The organism is Snodgrassella communis (assembly GCF_914768045.1).
GTDB classification, from domain to species: Bacteria; Pseudomonadota; Gammaproteobacteria; order Burkholderiales; family Neisseriaceae; genus Snodgrassella; species Snodgrassella communis.
Genome location: NZ_CAJZCD010000005.1, coordinates 1 through 16,601 on the forward strand (window position 1 = coordinate 1; position 16,601 = coordinate 16,601).

Genomic DNA, 16,601 nt, shown 5'->3' on the forward strand with positions numbered 1-16,601 from the left:
TATTGGTACAATCATAAACGGTTACATTCGTCGTTGGGCTATTTGCCTCCGGTAGAATTTAACAAACGGCTACCCCTTAATTTTGTTGTTTGAATAGGTGTTGCCATTCCAGTAGGTGGTCTCGCCGTTTACGGTTTTGCTGATACGCCGACCAAACGGGTCATATTTGTAGCTGGCTATTTCTCCGCTGGTGTTGCTGACTTTACTCAGTCGCTCTGCGGCGTTATAGCTAAAGTTTCAACTTTAAATTAAACATTTAAAAATTATCCCGCAATATAGTAAATATTGCGGGATAATTATATTTAATTTTCAACTAAAATATACATCTCTTTAATCTATTAAAAGTTTTTCTTTTTAATAAGTTAAAATTAGGGTTTGTTTCAGAATAATGAATTAAACCGGCAACATCAGTATCTATCATTATTCCAACTTTACATAAATATATCCATTATTCATAATAAAATTTAAGAAAATAATCTTTTTAATCAAATAGCATAATAATAGACCAGTCATTTCTCCTTCTAAACTAAATGTATTTCCTACCTTTATTTCATTATCATCTGGATAATTCATTTTATCTCCTGTTATAGTCACTCAACAATATTTATAAAAATTAATAATTATATATTAAATTAATACTTAATTATTTTTAACCCGATCTTTTTTATTATCCTGTCAATTTTTCTTTTTAACAAAATCTTGTTCTTTTGAATCAAAAATTGGTGTGTTAAATCATATCCAGTAGTAGTGATACAGCCCAATGATGGGTAAGTCAATATACATAGTTTTTTTTCTTTAAGAATATTATTTATTAAGTACATATAATTGTTAAATGATTCAATTTTCCTAGGTCTTTCATCAATTATAGCTATTACATTTCCTTTTGATAATTTAAACAAAATTTTATATATAAAAACAAATTTTCTTTTGATTCTATTAAATAGAATTTTCTTCTCTATATTATTTCTAGTATCTGCATAAGAGACTAAATATGCATTAATATATTCTTCTTCATTCAGAATGTGATCAAAAATAGAGATACTAAAAATAAAATAATCTTTTAATAAGAAATCAAAATTTTGAAAATCAATTTTTATTAATTTATCAATTGCATTTTTCATTCTCTTAAATATTTCCCTTCTTTACTAAGTGTACCAATTCTAACACCTTTTTTATTATATAGCTTCCAATAACTTCCACCATGTCCCCTATCTCTAGCCTTATCTGGTGAAATTTTCCATCCTGTTTTCGGGTCAGTATAATCGTCACCTTTTAGTCTTTGATTAAATCTTTTCAAATCAATTTTATCTCTTTTTCTTAATTTCTTTTTATAGTCTGTATATTTATCATCATCAGGGTCAGGCGAATTTGGTGCTCCTTCTATATTTGCATCATTTATTTCAACATAGCAACAATCAATAAACCCACTTTTTTTAAAAAGTAGGTTTATTGATTTACTAATTTGTGAGATATATATTTTTATCAGTATACATTAAAATCTATATCAGCACTGATACTTGCTATGAATTTCAATACATCGGGTTTTAACCGCATTACAGGATATTCATCATTTTCCAAACGAATAACTACATCAAAAAGCATATCTATATTTAGCTCAGACCTTATTCGATTTAGAATATCTTCTTTATCTTGTATTAAACCAATTATTTTTTTTAATTGGATATTAATATCGTCTGATTTTTCATAGCCAGTGTCTATAGACCACATTGTTTCTACTGCCGGCCAATTTTTTCCTTCAGGAACAATCCCCTTGATTATTGTACTATTTGGAAGAACATTTAAAAGATCTGTTATAGCACTCGGTTGAAAATGTTCACCATAAATGTCAAAAGCAACTTTCACGGATGTCGTTTCCATATTTAAATACCTTTATAAAATATAACCTGTAGGGATGCCACTTTCTTTACTTCCTTTATTTCTTTTTTCTTAAAATCCACAACTTTCCAGATTTTTTATCGACATATATATCATAGCGTTTAATCTCTGCGTTGCGTCCTAAAAATTCCTGTTTTATTTCATGACCATTATGACCTCTTTGCTTAAGATATTTGTCATCAACTTTTTTAGGTCTTTAGGTTTATCCTCTCCATTATCCTGATCATCAGGATCAGGCGGATTTGGTGCCCCTCCTATTATATTATGGCTACTTGCGTCATTTATTTCTACATTTTCATCTCTACAGTCATCATCTGCCTTATCATTAAATATTGGGGGTGTAATTAAACTTTTAGCACCCCATCTGATTGCTTCTTTTGCCAGATATCTGCAAGCTGGATTGGCTGCACATAGTCGTATCCCTGCTGTTGCAACTCCTGCTCCTGCAACTACCGCCGGAGCAATCTCCCCAGTCGGATCACTGTATACCAGTGGATTCCCACCTACATAACCATAGGTGTTTATTCCTCCCGCCAGCCCTATCGGATCACTCTGGATATACCGCCCAGTCTTCGCATCGTAATCACGGAAGTAGTTATATGACAGTCCGGTCTCTGCATCGTAGTATTGTCCCGGAAACCGCAGGTTCATGGTGATCTGGTTGTTTGCGTCCAGTTCGCTGTTGCCAAATGCATCGCTATTGATTTTCCAGCTCTGTTCTCCGGCGCTGTTTATGGCCAGTTGCGGGGTGCCCAGATGGTCGCTTATCAGGTAGTGATAGCTGGCATTTTTCAGGGTCTGACCTTCGCTCAGATTAGCCTGCCATAAGGGGCTGGTACCCCAATCGCTGTCTGGCTTCCAACCGTACGCTACGCGCATTTTGCCATTCTGATCCAGTTCGGCTAGCAGGCCTTCGCTGCTGTAGATATAGTAGGTGGTCTCGCCGTTTACGGTTTTGCTGATACGCCGCCCAAACGGGTCGTATTGGTAGCTGGCTATTTCTCTTGTGTCGTTGCTGACTTTGCTCAGGCGTTCGGCTGCGTTGTAGCTGTAGCTGAGTTTTTTATTGCCACTTTCTTCTGTGGACAGTTGACCATTGGCGGTATAGGTTAAGCTGGTCTGTTGTTTGCCTTCTCCCCATTTGATTAGCTGGTTGAGGTCGTTGTACTGCCACTCGCCTGCCTGCTGGGCGCTGCCTATGCGGTTTCCGATGGCATCGTAGCTGTAGGATTCGGCGCGCTGGTTGGTGGTTTCGCTATCCGGTTTGACTTGGGTTAGTCTGTCCAGTGGGTCATACTGGTAGCTGCTGCCGCCTTTTTCGGTCTGGATGCGGCTGATGTTGCTTACTTTGTCGTAGCTGTAGTTACGTTCCAGTAAGGTCTGCCCTTTGCTGCTTAGTTTTATTTGTACTGGCCGCTGTAAGGCATCGTAGCTGTTGGTTTGTTCTGCCTGTGGATAGGTGATGCTGCGGGGTTGGTTCCACTGGTAGTTACGCCAGTTGATTTCTTCTCCGTTGGGCAGTACGGTTTTTTGTAGTTGGTCGTTGGCATAGCTGTAGCTTGCGGTGCTGTTATCTGGATAGGTGATGCTGGCCAGATTGCCATCGGTATCGTAGCTGTATTTGAGGGTTTGTTTGAGGTTGCCATAGCTGATGGTTTCCTGCACTACTCGGCCTAATGCATCGCGCTGATAGGTGAAGTGGCTGTTGGTGTGGCCACTCTGCTGTACGTCTATCAGTTGGTTGTTGGCGTTATATTGGTAGCTGACTGTCTGTTCAGCTGTGTCTTGTCCAGCGGCGATGTAGTTTTGCTGGCTGATGTTGCCGACAGCATCGTATTGATACTGTATGCGATTGCCATTGGTCTGTTTCTGTTCTATCAGCTGGTTGGCTTGGTTGTAGCTGTATTCAATATTGTTGCCCAGTGTTTTGGTTTCTTTGATCAGGTTGTTGTTCTGATCATAGGTGAAGTGATACTGGTTGCCATTGGGGTCGGTAAGGCCGGTGAGGTTGCTGAACAGGTCGTATTGGTACTGGGTTTTTCCAGATAGTGCGTCTATGTTTGCGCTAAGCTGTCCTAGGGCGTTGTATTCGCTCTGGCTGGTACGGTTGGCGGCATCTGTCTGGCTGATGAGCTGTCCCAGTTGGTCGTAGCTGCTATGGCTGCTCAGTTGGGTGTTGTTGTCCAGTAGCTGGGTTACGCTGATGGTGTTACCCATGTTGTCGTAGGTATAGTTTTCGCTATAGGTCGGGTAGTTGATTTTGGTCAATAGGCCGGCCTGGCTGGTACCAGCGGTACTATATTCATACTTAAACTGATTACCACTGTAATCCGTCTGTTGAGTTAATCTACCTTTACTATCATAGCTTTTAATTCTTTCTAACCCAGATGGTATTATTTTCTTTACTGGTCTATTCGATATATCATAATAATAACTAATAGTTTCACCTAATGCATTAATTTGCTTAATTTCTTCCCCATTCTGATTAAATGAGTAAATATATTGAGTTAGATTATTCAAAGGGTCAACTACTTTGGTAACCCTCCCCATCATATCCCGAGAAAAACTAGTTGTATGATTCAAGGGATCTGAAATAATGGATAGATGACCAGCTGCGTCATAACCCAGTTGCCATTTCTGCTGTAATGGGTTCTGTATTTGGGTTGGCTGTCCCTGGATGTTGTAGCTGTAGTGGTATTGCTGCCCTTTGCCGTCGGTATAGCTGGCTATGTTGCCGTAACGGTCGAAGCTCTGTTGCAGGCTGATGCTCTGTTTGCCGCTGGCTATGGTGGCTTTGGTCTGCTGCCCCAGACTGTCGTACTCGAAGTTGACTACGCGCTGTTCGGGTTTGCCGGCTGCATAGGTGATTTTGGTCGGCTGGTTGGCTGCGTTGTATTCAAAGGTGATGCTGTCGCCTTTGGCGTTGGTCTGTTTTATCGGTTTGTTGGCCTGGTTGTATTGATATTCTTCGGTGGCTCCATTTGGATAGGTGATTTTAATCGGGTAGTCGGCCTGGTTATACTGGGTGGTGGTTACTTGTCCACGTTCGTCGGTGTATTTGACGATGTTGTTGGCACTATCGCGCTGATAGCTGGCAGTGAGGTTGCCATTGATGCTTTCGCTCAGTACGCGCCCGTTGCTGTCAAATACGGTGACGGTTTTTTGGCCTGCCGGATCGTTTACGGTGATGGTGTATTGTTTGTTTACGCGGTTGTATTCGGTGTTGTAGACGGTTACTGCTCCGGTTTTGCTGGTGATTTTGCCTACCCGCGCCAGTTTGTTTTCATGATCGGCTGCGCCGGTGCTGACTACGGCACTGTGCGAGACAACGCCTCCGGCTTTGCCGCTGCTCATGGCTATTCTGCGGGTGGGTACGGACAGGACGTAATCAATTTTGATAACGCCGCCATCGGGATCGGTGCGACTGGTGAGCTGGCCGTTGTTGTCGTAACCATACTTCCACACATTACCCATAACATCGGTAACCTGAGTCAGGCGATCTCCTGACCAGTTATAGCTAATTTAAATACTCTGTTGATTAATAATAGAATTTTCTATTTTTATACAGTACTATTTTAGGGGATAGGGCTAATATATAAGTTACAAATTATTTATTATTCAAACTAAAATCCCAGTACTTAAGTACTGGGATTTTAAAACTACTAATTTTTATGTTTCTTTTATATAACGATCAAGATCACAAGATCCTGGAGATTCTTCAATATATAATCTTTCACAAGATGGACATTTATAGACTTCAAAACTCTTACTGTTAAAAGCACTTAAAAAATCTTCTGATGTAAATTTCTCATTCTTAGACCATGTATCAATTATATTCCATAAATCATTATCAGAAATTAAATCATAAACGAAATCTTCCTCCAACGTATGAATACGCATAATAAATCCACATCTACACTGAACTTTTGGCATATACTAATCCTCATCCTTTAAGACTCATATCAATTTATAAACTAGGCCATTATTGTTCATTAGAGTTGTTCATGATAAAAGCTCATATAAAGTTCTGTGACAATAATTTTAAATAGCTTATATCATATTAATCCCAGTTTTAAACTGGGATATGCCTAAAACATGTATTAAGATTTAATTTATTAATAACTCTGATTTCATTCTATTTGTGATATGGTAAGAGCTCCTGGTTGAATTGTTGCCGGCAGTTTATGTATTATATGTCTCACATCCATTGGTAATTCTAACAATGTTAATGGAGTAGTTGGTTTCGCTACTAAAAAATAAGTATTTGTTTCAAAGTCAATATCATAGCTAAATAAACCTTTCGATGCAGCTTCAACATACGAATGCAAACAAGCTTTTTTTCTTTCTTCTATATCTTTAAGTAAAAATGCACCAGGTTCAGTAAAATCAGGTAAATGACTTTCTATAATATCAACTTTACAATGATTATCTAAATTATCGAAATAATCGAATAATTTATCATAATTAATTTTAGATTTTCTTACTGTTTTAGGAACTGCACATGTACCTCCTGAAGTAAAATGGGCTAAATAGTTGTTATTAAATACAGCATACCAATCTAAATCCCATATATCCCATCCATCCCATCCATCAACAGAATTTTCTATAATTTTCATATTCATAACTCAGGTCCAAACATAGCTGTACAATTATCACACCGTTTTACAGGCTTCAATTTCCTAGGGCGCCAAGCCCCAGAAATATCAATGTCCTTTGCTTTAAGCCGAGGGTTTTGTAGCATTAAGTCATTAGCAGCACGAAATTCGGCGCAACGCCCTACTATGTTACCACATTTAGTTTTTGTTCCCAATCCTCCCAATTTATCCGCCATGTCTTTTAATTCGGGAGCTACTTTTTCTGGGATATCGCCATTTGTATTCAAAGCATGTTTTCCTGTATTTTTATCCACGGCTACAACTACTGCTGCAGGCTTTTCTTTAGTATTTTTTACATAATTTAAAAATTCTTTATTTGCTTTCCCATAACCTCTATAAATTTTTACAGCACGCCCGAACCCAAATGCAGCACGCCCTAACGTAACTGCATCCTGTGCCATACCAATATAAGTACAATATCGATATGCATCTGAGCATTTGTCTACACCACCTACATTAGTTTTATCTCTCAACCATTCGGTTGCCCCAAAGCTCATGTAGTCCCAATATCCTGCAAGACAATCTACAAGTCCTTGAGAGGGCACCCAACCAGTAGTATCGTAAATAAATCCCCAAGTGTCATCCATACTCCATAAACCATATGGGTCGGCATACTTCAATGGATTAGCATTGGCATAGCCATACAGATTCAATCCTCCTATTACACCTAGTGGATCTGCTTCTATATAGCGACCTGTCTGCGGGTTATAATGTCGGGCTAAGTTGTAATATAAGCCGCTTTCCTGATCATAATACTGCCCAGGTTGACGCAAATTCAGGGTAATCTGGTTATCTGGATCCAGTTGGGTATTACCAAAGGCATCGGCAATACCTTTCCATGTCTGCTGCCCTCTTGAGTTTACTGCCAGCTGCGGGGTACCCAGATAATCGGTTATCAGGTAGTGATAGTCTGCGTTTTTTAAGGTTTGGTTATTGTCCAGACTGGCCTGCCACAATGGGCTGGTTCCCCATACGGTATCCGGCATCCAGCCATACGCTACTTGCATTGTGCCATTCTGATCTAGCTCGGCTATCAGGCCTTCATCGCTATACAGGTAATAGGTAGTTTCACCATTTACTGTTTTGCTGATGCGGCGGCCAAACGGGTCGTACTGGTAGTGTGCTTTTTCTGTATCATTGTCCTGAATACTGATCAGTTGATTGATACTATCGTACTGATAACTGCGCTGTTTACCATTTAGCTGTTCGCTAATTAAGTTGCCGGTGGCATCATAGCTCAGTGCTGTCTGCTGCTTACCTTCGCCCCATTGGGTTAGCTGGCCATTGCTGTTGTATTGCCATTCTCCTGTCTGATGGGCACTGCCGGTACGGTTACCGGTGGCATCATAGCTATAGGATTCTACCGGCAGGCCTTTTTGTTGCAGGCTCTGATCCGGATTGATTTGGGTTAAGCGATCCAATGCATCATAGCGATAATCGATAATACCTTGTTCAGTATTACTCTGAATAATATTGCCAGATTTGTCGTACTGATAGTCACGCTGGAGCAGAATTTTGTTATCTGCATTGGTAACCCGTATGCTCAGTGGCTGCTGTAATGCGGTATAGCTTATGCTGGTTTGGCTGCCCGGAGTGGTAATACTTTCAGGCTGATTCCAGCGATAACGATCCCAGGTTATTTGTTCGCCATTGGGTAGCTGTACTTGTTGCAGTTGTCCCTGTGCATAATGATATTGAACTACGCTGTTATCTGGATAGGTAATGCTGGCCAGATTGCCATCAGCATCATAGCTATATTTTAATTCTTTGCTTATTTTTTGGTTATTGCTCTGATAGGTAATGGTTTCTTTTATTCTGCGACCAAGTTTGTCCAGTATGTAGTTAAAGCTGCTTTGGGTATCGCCACTCTGGTTCACACCGGTAAGCTGGCCGGCATCGTTGTAACTATAAGTAATGCGCTGGACAGCAGTAGTCTGGTCTTTGACAAAATGGCTTTCTTCAATCAGGTTGCCTGTTTGATCATATTGATACTGTATTTCATTGCCATTGGCATCTTTTTGCTTGATTAGTTGATCAACAGCATTATAGGTGTATACTTTCTGATTACCCGATGCTCTGGTTTCTTTAATCAGGTTACCCTTGTTGTCATAGCTGAATGTATAGCTACGGCCTGCTGCGTCAGTAATGCTGGTAAGATTACCTGATTCATCCCAGCTATTGGTAGTTTCGCCACCCAATGCATTTATGGTTTTGATGATATTGCCATAAGCATCATAATGGTTCAATACGGTGCTGTTATCAGGATTGGTAATACTGACAGGTAAACCCTGTTTGTTATAGCTGATGCTGGTCATCAGGCGGGTATTGTTATCCAGTACTTGACTGATGCTGGTAGGCAAACCTATTGCATTGTAGTTATATGTTTCGGTATAGGTTGGATACAGGGTTTTAACAATCAGGCCGTCTAGACCACTGCCTTTGCTACCATACTCTACGGATGTGATGTTGCCAGCCGCATCTTGCTGGCTTTTGGGTCTGCCCTGTTTATCATAGTTTTGTTTAACTTCTAAACCAGACGGTGATATAACACTGACGGGCTTTCCAACCAGATCATAGTTATAGGTGTAGGTTTGATTCAGTGCATCGGTAGCTTTTATCTGCCAGCCCTGACTATTGTACTGATAGCTGTAGCTGGTGGTATTACCCAGTGGATCGGTTATCTGTGTAATCCGCCCAAGGGCATCACTAGTATATTTTGTTATCCGCCCTTGTGGGTCGATAGCTTGCTCGGGAATACCAGCTGCATTGTAGTGCAACTGCCAGATATTATTTTCTGGTGTTTTAACACTGGTTACTTGTCCCTGAACATTATGGGTAAACTGATAGGTGTTGTCGTTAGCATCGGTGTAACTGCTGATATTGCCATACTGATCATAGGTTTGTTGCTGTTTTATCTGCTGTTTTTCACCTATTTTTATGCTAGTCGCCTGGCCATACTGATCATATTCCCACGAGACAATTCGTTGCTCAGGCTTTCCTTTAGCCAGAATGGTTTGAGTCAGTTTGTTCTGGTCGTTGTATTGTAGTTTGGTTATATTGCCGGCAGCATCAATATAATCTGTTAGCATGCCTTTGCTATTATATTGGAAGCTTTCACTGCTGCCATCGGCTGCTGTAACTTTGATTGGCCTTTCTTCACTGTCCTCCTGAACGGTGGTTGCAATACCACGTTCATTCAGTACTTTTACCTGTCTGGTAGCCGTATCTCTTTGGATACTCTGTTTCAGTTCGTTATTAACTGTCTTCGACAGTTGGCGACCTTGTGAGTCAAATACACTAACGGTTTTGATGCCAAGTGGATCAGTAACGGTAATGGTGTATTGTTTGTTAACACGATTGTATTCGGTGTTGTAGACGGTTACGGCGCCAGTCTGCGCTGTAATTTTACCTACGCGCGCCAGTTTGTTTTCATGATCGGCTGCGCCGGTGCTGACTACGGCACTGTGCGAGACAACGCCTCCGGTTTTGCCACTGCTCATGACCATTCTGCGGGTGGGTACGGACAGGACGTAATCAATTTTGGTGACGCCACCATCGGGCTCAATTTTGCTATTGAGCTGGCCATTGTTGTCGTAACCATACTTCCACTTGTTACCCATGACATCGGTAACTTGGGTTAGCTTGTCACCTGACCAGTTATAGCTCACGCTACGCCCGCTGCGGTCGGTGGCTTTGATCAGGTGTTCTTGGTTATCATAGTCAAGACTATAAACCAGCTCACCGTTGTGGTCTTTAATGGCTTTGCGTCGGCCATCTTTATCGAGCTCAAAACTGACTTTGACATTACTGGCATTGCCATAGTCCAATGGTCTCCCCTTGCTGTCATAGTTAATCCAGTTGCCTTGCGGATCTGTCCAGCGCCAGCCGTTATCTGTTTTTCTGATTGATGCCTGATAATAGGTGTACAGATCAACCGTACCACTGCGCTGGTATAGCGTACCAGCGCGATCAATAGTTTTGACGCTGCTATCGAGTGGATCGAGTACGAAGCGTAGCTCTGCCCACGCCGGATTAAGGTACCAGCGTCCGTTTTCCCAGGTACGGTTGAGTTTAACTTCGCCACCGAGTACCTTCACTCGCATGTCAATATTGTTTTCGGTATATTCGGTATTTGGTAATCTGACTTTGGCATAGACCATTTGCGGCAATACCACCAGTAGCATGAAAATAATGCTACAGAACCCGAGCAATCTGTCTATCCATCTGCTCCGGTATCGTTTAGTGTTTTTTACTTTCACGATTTGACCCTTTGTATAAAATTATTTGATATTTAATTCGCCGTAATTAGTTAGATCCACTACCTGCACCTCCTGAGCTACATGGTGCATCTGGTGTACAGCCTGGAGTAATAGGCATAGCTGCTGGTGAACCGGCACCACTGCTACCAAAGCTGCCGCCACCACCGCCTAGTGAACCACCGCCAGCCCAACCCCAGCTGGTACTTTTGGTAGAACATTTTTTACCAGAGTACTGATAGAAGCGTCCGCTGCTGCTGCCTTTGGAAATGTCTCCACTAGGGCATTCACTTTGGTGTGTTTCCGTATAACTGGCTTCGTAAGAAGTGCAATCATTCTCATCATCTGCCGGATCTGACGGTGCTGGGTGTAATGGATCTGACGGTGTATTAACTCCAGTCCCTGAAGATGACGATGGTCTTGGATTTATAGCAGTAACTTTATAATCAATAATTACTTTTTCTTTTGATTTAAGCTCACTAGGCACTTTTCCAAAAAATTCATACTTGAATCTGGAATCTGTTTGAGGCAGATTTAAAATGACTTTATCAGCCTGTACCAGTCCATAATTACTTACTGTAATCTGACCGGTTTTTTCTTCTCCAACCTGCATACCACCAAGGTTGATGGATAGTGGTTCCAACAGGATTACCGGCGCTGGTACCTGTGTATTGAATGAGGCATTCACGTTAATGTCATAGACATCTTTTATGGTGGTTTCGGTTACATTAAATTCAACATTTACTGTTTGGTATTCCAGAAAAACGTGCTGATTGGTGGTGCTGTCGGGCTGAATGACTATACGGCCACTGGCATCCATATGATTAGGTGCACTAACCCGATAGCGGTAGATACCTGCTGGCAGTTTACTTAATGAGGCAATGCCATCTTTATCAGTATTAAGGGTATACTGTTCAGTTAATACGCCATCATTCTGCAATTTGATGGTTGCCCCTTTAACGCCTTTAATTGGCTGGCCTTGTGCATCCAGTGTGGCTGTATAAATATCAGCCACATCAAACTGGACAATGCCTTGTCCACTCTGGGTAACAGAAATGCTTACCGGAATGGTGCCGGAAAGTTTGCCGCCTGTAGACACTCGGATGATAAAGTTGTAGATGCCGTCTGCAATGCTGTTATCTGGTTGTGCCATGATTTGTACGGGGACTTTTTCATCTACCGCAATGGCGTCAATATTTTTATCACTGGCAATAAATACCCAGCTCGGTGCAGGATTACCCTGTTTATCTACTAGCTCTATCTGAACATTTTCAGCTTTCGCCAAACCCTTATTGCCTACGCTGACATTGGCTGTGGTACTTGTATTCTGCTGTAAGCCTGTCTGAATATAGCTTGGAGATGCATACAGATCGGGCATGGGCTGGCCAAGCTGATAATTAATCTGTAATTTACCCCGTATCAGATCACCTGAATCTTCGGCAAACGCAACCAGATACAAGCTGCCTTTTTCTGCAGCACTATTATCTGCAGTAAATTTAATTGTTGTAGTGCTGCTTTGGCCGGGCGCAATATCTACTGCTTCAGTCTGGATATTGATGCCTTGTGGTAACACGCCATCTGGCTGATTCTCAGGCGCAAGCACCCAGCGCAATTTTTTCGCACCGGTACTGGCTGTAGCATTAACTTGTATCGGTGTGGTAATAGTACGCGGTGCTTTAAGCTGATAGCCCTGAATATTAAAGGCAATCCGGTTAATGGCAAAGCTGCCCTGATGGGTAACAGTTTTTTCATCAGGGTGAATAATACCTACCTGATAAGTTCCCGAATCAGACTCCTGAGGAGTAAAGGTATAGGAAAAATGGCCATTTTCATCTGTGGCAACCGCCATTTTTCGCTCAAAGCCTTTTACATTCAATACCAGCTTCAGCGGAACATTGGCTGCGGCCGTATTATCAGCACGATACAGTGCCTGACCAGTAATGGTAACTGGCTGCGGGCCATAGCTGACAGCCGGGCTGATTGTGGTAATTTTACCGGTATAAGGTGTAGGTGGTGGTGCCGGCGGTTCTATTTTGACCTTGACGGTGCGTGTACTGGTAACTGTTTTGCCACTGGTATTGGTGACTTTTGCTGTTAGTTTATGGCTACCGTTATCCTGCATGGTAAGTGGCCAGTGTGCCTGATAGGGACGTTCTGTCAGTGTGGCAAAACGTTTGTCATCAACCAGCAGCTCAACTTTTTCGATACCTAACTCATCTGCTGCATCTACCTGAATATCTACCGGAGCGGCAAGGGTTTGATTATCGCCGGGTGTGGTAATGATACCGGTAGGTGTAGGCAAGGCAAAATCAAATGATACTGCTGCGCTGGGTTCACTGTGGCCATAATCATTTTGCCCTACGGCATGCAGGCGGTAACTACCTTCTTTGTTTAACTGGACATCCTGATTAAAATAGCCTTGGGCATCTACGACAACAGGCTGACCAACTGCTTGGTTATTCAGATATAACTGTACTTTACTACCAGATTCGGCTGTACCCCGTACCTTTAATTGGGCAGTTTTAACCTTTGTCTGGGTAACCGGACTGATCAATACTGGTGGTGTAAGAACAATAGCTGCAGCCTGAGTGTAGCCAGAGCTGTTACCGGCTTTATCAATCGCATTCAGACGGGCATATAAGGCACCAGTAGATGGCATATTATCAATCTGCACACTATTGGCTTGAACATTAATGTCTTTATCTACCAATGGCTGATTAAAATCGGGATTATTTGCTATCTGTAGATGTACTGAAGCAATCCCGCTCAGGTTATCGTTGCTGGTGTAACTAATTCGAACCGCACTGTCATTAACGCGATTAAATTTATTCAGCTCAATATCTGGCTTGGTAGTATCAATCGTGGTAGTGCCAGATCGTACAGACCATGGCTCCCATGTACCGCCGTTATTAATACTTCCCCTTACTCGGGCACGATAAGATTTGCCATTCTGCAAGCCATCATTGAAAGTAAACTGATTGACATTGTTCAATATTTCTTTATGAATGGAATTACCAGAAGCATCTTGAACTTCGATTTCCCAAGTATTAAGTGTATCAATTTTATGCCATGACCAAGCTGGTGCCTGATTGCTATAGCGGGCAGCTGGTTTTGGCGCCGGTGGCGTTAACCCCGAGATATCAATAAATTCATATTCGGCATTTTCATCTTTACTGTAATCGGTTAAATCACCATTAGGCGTAAATAAAATTGCCTGTTCTGGTTTGATTGTATCAGCCTTATTGCAACCTATCTGCACATTGCTTGGCCGCATACCCTGTATACCAATGGTGGCTTCTTTGCCTTTACTGCGATCATCATTTAATGAACTGTATTGATATTTGATCTGGTTTGAGCCTTCATACAAAATAGCCTGAAATGTGCCCATAGGTAGATTGGAGCCATAAAAATACTGATTTGTCCATTGAACAATTAGCTTTCTTTCAGGCGCTTCACCCTGAGTTTCGTACTTAATGGTTCCTTTAGTTTTCCCGGCAACATTGGTTCTTAAATCATCCCAGAATACATACAACGTATTATTCAGTGCCGGCAGGCAATAATTGCTATAACTGGTTGTTGGATTTTCAAATTGCAATAATCCATTAGTGCTGACATAAAATTTATTATAATTTTTGCCATAATAATTAAAATCAAAGCCTATTGGTAATGCACCACTGACAATATCGTCACCATTCAGACGCGTGTCGGTACCTGCATAGCTTGATGCATAGGCAATTGTACATAATGCACAAAAAATCATTACATATGGTTTTTTCTGCTTATTTTTATGCTTTTGTTGTTTTTTCCGGTTTAAACTGGGAAACCGGTTTTTCCAGTATTGATAAATATTCATTGTGTGCCCCTCATTGGTCAGAAAGCTCCTTAAATAAGTTATATGGTCAACCGGCAAGGTCTGGATAGGCTCTGTCCGGCATGTTTGCTTAATTTTGTTTGTTGTTGTACATAGTGCTGATAAGCAGTTATTCCCCCTCGCAACCAAATGATATTGGCCGAATCGGCAAAACTGATTTGCTGTTGCAATCTTTTTAAAGTCTGCTCATCTGGGCTAACCAGTACATAGCGGATAAAATCATCACTGCTTTTAGCGTTATTGCGGATAAACTGCTTTAGTGCTGATGCTGTTATTTGTGTTTGTGCAAATTGTTTAACTGGTTGTTCTGGTAATGTCGCTAACTGTTCAGCATTCAGGCCTAGGGTAATAATCTGCCAGTGAATGGTTTTGCCTCCGGATAAAAACTCTTCCGCAGTAATTTCCTGCTGGCGCAACTGTGCGGGCTGGTGTAATTTTTGCCACTCGTAAATACCACCATTTAATGCAAAAATATGCTTAAAACCTTTTTTTCTTAAACGGTTAATGGTTTGATTAACTGATAGCTGATCAAACCCGCTTCCAACCAGAATAACGGGTTTATCAAACAAAAATTTGGCGCCAGACAATTGGTGGAGCGGAATCGCCAGCATATCCAGCCGGGATTCTTCGTTCTTATTACCAGACCGCACATCCACCCAGATTGCTTGCTGCAACTGCGGCTGACTCAACTGCTGTATGGTTAGCCAGTTTTTTTTATCTAGCGGCTGTTTATTCCGGTTATCAGGCCAGCTTATGGCTACAGGCAATATTGTCGAATCAGGCTCATTATTTTGGCAGGTAGTAGCATCCTGCGCGAATATCTGGGCGCTAACAAAAACTAATAATCCGAAAAATACAATAATCTGTTTGAATTTCAGCATATCTATATCTTTTTATTATTTATTTATGATTCCTAACTAGTATCCGGCCAAAGATAAAGCCTTTGTATACACAAGAATATGAACATATATTCGCTATGTTTCAGTTCTTTATACCCATATTACATATAAAATATTAATCATCTCATAACCAGACTGATTATTATGCTAATAGAGTATACAAAGTAGATTATCCGCACTTTGGAAACAATAAACAGTCTGTTAGCTGTAGAAAAATTTAGCCAGATAATTATTTATCCAATATAACCTTTTGATTAACAATATTATAAAATTCATTTAGCATAATAAAATTCATTCCAAATACTAATACCAAATGCATATCGGAAAGTATTGAGGTAAATCAATAAATTTTCAATTTTCCATATAGTATTTAATTACTGGGTTAACCTGATTTCTCTATATTCAAATATTAATCAAATTGCCAGAACTTTCATTCTATAGCCTTAACAGTATGTACATTGCCAGTATTGGCAATAAGGCGTGTCTGTTTTTACTTTATTATCCACTTCAATTCATTCTGCTTACCATTGCAGTGTAATGAGCCTGTAATTTCGAATAATAATAAAACGCCTTTTTCAGCTATCAGCACTATCCGCACTTGGCTAACACATGCTGTACTGAAAAATTAAATTTAATAGAATTCAACATCAGAATATTTCAGAGCTTTGTATTTTGCGCTCAATCTTCTTTTTATGTCTGAATCCAAACTGGGTATCGACCGTAGCTAATTAATATAGCATTACAGCACCAATTTCATTTTTACTTAATAGCAATAATTTAATCTAAGTTGTTTATGAATATTATCATACCTTATTCTTTATAAGCAAATTATTTGCACTAACTGATTTAATAAATTAAAAATCCTCGAATCCTCCAGCTTACTCACAATAAAAATACTTGGCCGTGTGATTTGTTGATTTTAATCACTTAAAACGATTACTAGTCTACTACATGCAATAATAAGTTTCTGGCTATTTTATCTGTCACTCAACAAATATGGATAATACCAACCAATTATTGCTTT

The 16,601-nt window shown here is 40.7% G+C and carries 11 protein-coding genes; all 11 read right to left on the reverse strand.

Features of this window, described 5'->3' with window-relative positions:
- Positions 1–420: 420 nt before the first annotated feature.
- Positions 421–573 carry a hypothetical protein gene (locus MJ761_RS06035; RefSeq protein ID WP_176715112.1) on the reverse strand — a complete coding sequence of 51 codons (153 nt, stop codon included), beginning with the start codon at positions 571–573 and terminating at the stop codon, positions 421–423.
- Between the two features lie 59 nt (positions 574–632).
- Positions 633–1,121 (reverse strand): hypothetical protein, encoded by a 489-nt coding sequence (locus MJ761_RS06040; protein ID WP_093093797.1) that lies wholly within the window; start codon positions 1,119–1,121, stop codon positions 633–635.
- Complete coding sequence (locus MJ761_RS06045) at positions 1,118–1,297, reverse strand: hypothetical protein (protein ID WP_218060238.1); 180 nt, start codon at positions 1,295–1,297, stop codon at positions 1,118–1,120. Before MJ761_RS06045 ends, MJ761_RS06040 begins: the two co-directional genes overlap by 4 nt.
- 185 nt (positions 1,298–1,482) lie before the next feature.
- A complete protein-coding gene (locus MJ761_RS06050; protein WP_093093801.1) occupies positions 1,483–1,878 on the reverse strand; it encodes a DUF4279 domain-containing protein in 396 nt (131 codons plus the stop codon).
- A gap of 55 nt (positions 1,879–1,933) precedes the next feature.
- The gene (locus MJ761_RS10960; protein ID WP_369796865.1) at positions 1,934–2,035 is read right to left on the reverse strand and encodes a hypothetical protein; all 102 of its coding nucleotides are present in this window, start codon (positions 2,033–2,035) and stop codon (positions 1,934–1,936) included.
- The gene (locus tag MJ761_RS06055) at positions 2,032–5,418 is read right to left on the reverse strand and encodes an RHS repeat-associated core domain-containing protein (RefSeq protein WP_338054954.1); all 3,387 of its coding nucleotides are present in this window, start codon (positions 5,416–5,418) and stop codon (positions 2,032–2,034) included. Before MJ761_RS06055 ends, MJ761_RS10960 begins: the two co-directional genes overlap by 4 nt.
- Positions 5,419–5,565: 147 nt before the next feature.
- A complete protein-coding gene (locus tag MJ761_RS06060; protein ID WP_093093805.1) occupies positions 5,566–5,829 on the reverse strand; it encodes a hypothetical protein in 264 nt (87 codons plus the stop codon).
- A gap of 197 nt (positions 5,830–6,026) precedes the next feature.
- Positions 6,027–6,518, reverse strand: coding sequence for a hypothetical protein (locus tag MJ761_RS06065; protein WP_093093807.1), 492 nt, complete (start codon positions 6,516–6,518; stop codon positions 6,027–6,029).
- A complete protein-coding gene (locus tag MJ761_RS06070) occupies positions 6,515–10,735 on the reverse strand; it encodes an RHS repeat-associated core domain-containing protein (protein WP_093093809.1) in 4,221 nt (1,406 codons plus the stop codon). Before MJ761_RS06070 ends, MJ761_RS06065 begins: the two co-directional genes overlap by 4 nt.
- A gap of 121 nt (positions 10,736–10,856) precedes the next feature.
- The gene (locus MJ761_RS06075) at positions 10,857–14,660 is read right to left on the reverse strand and encodes an Ig-like domain-containing protein (protein ID WP_093093811.1); all 3,804 of its coding nucleotides are present in this window, start codon (positions 14,658–14,660) and stop codon (positions 10,857–10,859) included.
- A 38-nt stretch (positions 14,661–14,698) separates the two neighbouring features.
- A complete protein-coding gene (locus MJ761_RS06080; protein WP_093093813.1) occupies positions 14,699–15,559 on the reverse strand; it encodes a rhodanese-like domain-containing protein in 861 nt (286 codons plus the stop codon).
- Between the last annotated feature and the right edge of the window lie 1,042 nt (positions 15,560–16,601).